The 4,099-nt window shown below is 59.0% G+C and carries 5 protein-coding genes; 2 read left to right on the forward strand and 3 right to left on the reverse strand.

Going from position 1 to position 4,099, the window contains the following annotated elements; genetic code table 11:
• Nucleotides 1-48: 48 nt before the first annotated feature.
• The 3 genes from rssC to ACW9JE_RS29230 all read right to left on the reverse strand — a co-directional run bounded on the left by rssC (nt 49) and on the right by ACW9JE_RS29230 (nt 2,779).
• The gene (gene rssC, locus ACW9JE_RS29220) at nt 49-531 is read right to left on the reverse strand and encodes an anti-sigma factor antagonist RssC (RefSeq protein WP_110967230.1); all 483 of its coding nucleotides are present in this window, start codon (nt 529-531) and stop codon (nt 49-51) included.
• A complete protein-coding gene (gene rssB, locus ACW9JE_RS29225) occupies nt 528-1,712 on the reverse strand; it encodes a two-component system response regulator RssB (RefSeq protein ID WP_224533868.1) in 1,185 nt (394 codons plus the stop codon). Before rssB ends, rssC begins: the two co-directional genes overlap by 4 nt.
• Before the next feature lie 377 nt (nt 1,713-2,089).
• A complete protein-coding gene (locus tag ACW9JE_RS29230) occupies nt 2,090-2,779 on the reverse strand; it encodes an MlaA family lipoprotein (protein ID WP_457434740.1) in 690 nt (229 codons plus the stop codon).
• A 197-nt stretch (nt 2,780-2,976) separates the two neighbouring features.
• Here ACW9JE_RS29230 and ACW9JE_RS29235 point away from each other — a divergent pair, with 197 nt between their 5' ends.
• Together ACW9JE_RS29235 and ACW9JE_RS29240 are read left to right on the forward strand one after the other, a co-directional pair.
• Entirely contained in the window at nt 2,977-3,597 is a 621-nt protein-coding gene (locus tag ACW9JE_RS29235) for an HAD family phosphatase (protein WP_224533870.1), read from the forward strand.
• 108 nt (nt 3,598-3,705) lie between these two features.
• Nucleotides 3,706-3,969: a DUF4404 family protein gene (locus ACW9JE_RS29240; RefSeq protein WP_175378007.1), complete on the forward strand. Its 264-nt coding sequence runs from the start codon at nt 3,706-3,708 to the stop codon at nt 3,967-3,969.
• The last annotated feature ends 130 nt before the right edge of the window (nt 3,970-4,099 follow it).

Here is a 4,099-nt window from a genome sequence, read left to right on the forward strand (position 1 = left end):
TACAGGGGATCGTGTGTACCTGTAGGAGCGAGGCTTGCCCGCGAAGCTTTAATGCCGCTCCAGCGCATTCACCAGGTCATGAAACGCTTCCCGATTGGAATCGTTCAGCCCCATGAGGATCTTGTGCGCTTCGAGCACCTTGATCCGCACTACCTCTTCGGACTGGTCCTGATCCGGCAGGTCGTCCAGGCATTCCGGGCACGGAATCGGCTTGTTGACGATGTTGAACACCTGCTCGAAGCCCATGGACTGCAACAGTCGCGTGATGTCTTCGTGGGTGGTGACGACGGTCGGCAGCAGGCCGACTTTCTGCCTCGACAGGATCGACAACTTGGCCAGAAGGCCGAGGGTCGTGCTGTCGATGCTGCGGGTTTCGGTCAAATCGATCACGATCGCGTTGAAATTCATCGCGGTGAAGATTTTCTCAATAGTCGCATCCAACGCCGAACACAGGGTCAGGCGAACTTCACCGACGAACTTCAGGACGAAGGTGCCGTCCTGCTCGGCGAACTGGATTCTACCGGTACTCATTGAAGATTCCTGCTCAACACCAACAGGGCGATATCATCCGGCATCTCCCCTAGCGTGGCCAATCCAAAAACCTGCCGCAGGCCATCCAGGCTGCCGCCCGCTGCCTTGACCCGTTGGGGCAACGCAGCTTCTTTCTCTTTGAGTGTGGGTTCTGGCAAAAGGTCCAGAATGCCATCAGACATCAGCGTTAGGCTGAACGTCTCTGGCAGCTCCAGTACGTGGTCTTCATAGGTGGCTTCATTGAAGAGGCCCACCGGCAAGCCACGCCCTTCCAGATAACGCACACTGTCGGGTGTGTACAACACAGGCAACGGCAAATGACCGCCGATGCTATAGGTCAACAAACCTGTCTCCTCGTCGATGACTCCACCGACCATTGTGACGTGTTTACCCAGCTTACAACTGATCAGGCCCCGGTTGATATGACCAAGAACCTCTGAAGGCTTGAATTCCGGCAAGGTGCCGCTGCGCTTGGACTCGAACAGCAGGCGCGTGGTCATGAACTTCAGCAGCACGGTGACGAAGGCTGAAGAGGCGCCATGCCCGGATACGTCCGCCAGGTAGAACGCTACCCGGCGCTCGTCGACCCGAAAATAGTCGACAAAATCACCCGACAGGTACAGCGACGGGATGATCTGGTGCGCAAACTTGAAATCGTTGATCGCCCAGGGGCTGCCCGGCAGCATGTTCATCTGCACCTGGCGACCGGCGTTCTGGTCTTCCTGGAGCAGGTTCAGGCTGGCGGCGAGCTCGCGGTTGGCCTTTTCCAGCTTCTCGCGGTAGCGCTGGTTTTCCACCAGCAGGCGCGCGCGATCCAGGGCCCGGCGCACGGAGTGCTCGAGCACGGCCAGATCTTCGAGAGGTTTGATCAGGTAGTCCGCCGCGCCCAGGCGAAGCGCCTCGACCGCGTCGTTCATCACGCCGGCACCCGACACCACGATCACCGGAGTCTGCGGCGACAGTTCGGTAACCTGGCGAATGAGTTCGAGTCCACCCATCTGCGGCATGCGCAGATCGCAGATGACCAAGTCGGGCTTGTCTTGCTCGAATACCTGAAGACCCTGCTGACCATTGCTGGCCTGCAAGACGCTGAAACCACTGTCTTCCAAATAGGCCGCGAGGCTCGCGCGCACTACTTCGTCATCATCGATTATCAGCAGCGTGGCACTGGTTTTTGGCATGTGGGCAAACGGCGCCAGAATTAGGTTGGCGTAGCGGCACGGACGTTGACCCGTTTCACGCTACTGGATTCGCTTTCTAGCCTCTCTGCCGCACCGTTTTCGAGCGTTTGCCCTAAAGCCGGTACACCAGAGGTGCCCTTCTAAGGCGCAGACGGTACTCCCATCCGCGAGGCGTTTCAAGCACACACCGATGGTCGCTTTACGGTGTGCGCCGTTGAAATCACCGAGAGTTATAAGAACCCTTACAACCGTAACTTAATTGTAGGAGCGAGCACGCTCGCGATGGTCGTCGCGGGGCACCTGATGCCCTGCGGTGTTCCGGAATCCATCGCGAGCAAGCTCGGCTCCTACAGTTACAACCAGGTCCAGCGATCGAATCAGAAGTCGTCTTCGACCTGGCCGTCCTTCACCTTGAATTCGCGGTTCTGCAGGTACGCGTTGCGAATGAAGATGTACTTGTCGCCCGTGATCAGCTTCTCGGAAGACAGCAGGCTGGCGCGGGTATCGACGACATTCAGGCCAAAGATCGAGTTACGCACCGGCACATCGTTGATGTAGCGGTAAGGGCCGGTGTAGCTGTCGACGTATCTCGAAGGCGCATCACGCAGGGTGCTTGGACCCAACAGCGGCAGCACTACATACGGGCCGCTGCCAACGCCCCAGTAACCGAGGGTCTGGCCGAAATCTTCGTCGCTGCGTTGCAGGCCCATCTTGGTGCCGACGTCGAAGAAGCCCAGCAGACCGAACGTGGTGTTGAAGATCAGACGTGCAGTGTCGACGCCGGCCGCCGCTGGCTTGGCCTGGAGGATGTTGTTGGCCAGGTTGGTCACATCGCCGACGTTGCGGAACATGTTGTGGATCCCGTCCTCGAGGAACTGCGGCGTCACGAACTGATAGCCCTGCGCCAGAGGCTTGAGTGCGTAGGTGTCGATGACGTCGTTGAATTCGAAGATCGGGCGGTTGACGCTTTCCCAAGGGTCGTCTTCCGAGGCTGCCTGGGCAACGAACGGAACCAGCATGGCGCTGGCGCACACACAGAAAGAGGCTAGAGGATGGGTCCAGCGCATAAAAAACTCCTTGGGGTTGTACCGGCACGGGCGCCTGGCCCGGCAACAAGCTGGCAAGTATAAGTCGGAAACACCTGACAGGCATATTGCACCAAGCCTGCCGGCAACGATTGAAAGCAAATGTGAGCGATTCACATCAATGTCACCCAACTGTCACCGCCGCGCTCTAGTCTTCCTGCTATTTCAGGGACGCTCACATGCCACACGCCGATGTCTTGCCGCAAAACGCACCCAACCTGACCGCCGTACTGTTCGGGCTCAGTGGATGTCTGGTGGATTTTGGCGCACACACGCACAAATACGGCAGTCACTCGGCCGAACACAGCGAAGCCACGCCCGGCGCCCTCGACAGCCTGCTCAGCCTGCAGCGCCAGCAAATCCCCTGCGCCTGGCTCGATGAATTGTCCCCTGCTCTCAGCCAGTCCCTGGCCGCGACGTTGCCGGACTGGATCAAATCTTCGCAACACGGCGCAACAATTCAACCTTGGCCGGCACCGAATGCCTGCTGGCAGGCGCTGATGGCATTGAACGTCGAACGACTGGATGGTTGTGTGCTGGTCAGCGGTGAACCGCGCCTGCTGCAATCGGGATTGAACGCCGGACTGTGGACCATTGGCCTGGCGTCCTGCGGCTCGCTGTGCGGGCTCTCGCCCGAGCAATGGCAGGCGTTGCCGCCCCAGGACCGGGATATCAAGCGCGGCAAGGCCACCATGCAGCTGTTCGGCCTTGGCGTGCATTCGGTGATCGATCACCTGGGCGAGCTCGACACTTGCCTGGCAGACATCAGCCTGCGTCGGCTCAAGGGCGAAAAGCCCTGATCGAGATCATGCAGGTTGCCCGGGAGTGGATTAATCTTAGGAAAGCCATAGATCTTTGGCGTGCCGCCACGGTCTATGCCAGTGCCTATAGAGAAAAGGAACGACGCCATGCCCGCCCGCGAACTGCAAGAACAGCTCAATGCCCTGCGCGAGCAACTGGAACAGAATCCTCCGCTGTCCGAAGCCGAGCGCGAGAATCTGCACGAACTGATGCAACAGATCGAACTCAAGATCGAGCTCGAAAACCAGACCCACGACACCAGCCTCGCCGATGGCGTCAACCTCGCCGTCGAGCGCTTCGAACTCGAACACCCGACACTCGCCGGCACCCTGCGCAACATCGCCCAGGCGTTGGGCAATATGGGTATCTGACTTCATGGGACATAAAAAGCCCCGCTGACGATGGCGGGGCTTTTTTTGCTTGAAATGCAACCCCTTGTGGGAGCGGGCTTGCTCGCGAATGCGGTCGTTCAGCCGACATTTTTGTTGGATGTGCCGCCGT

Source organism: Pseudomonas sp. SDO55104_S430, assembly GCF_054070595.1.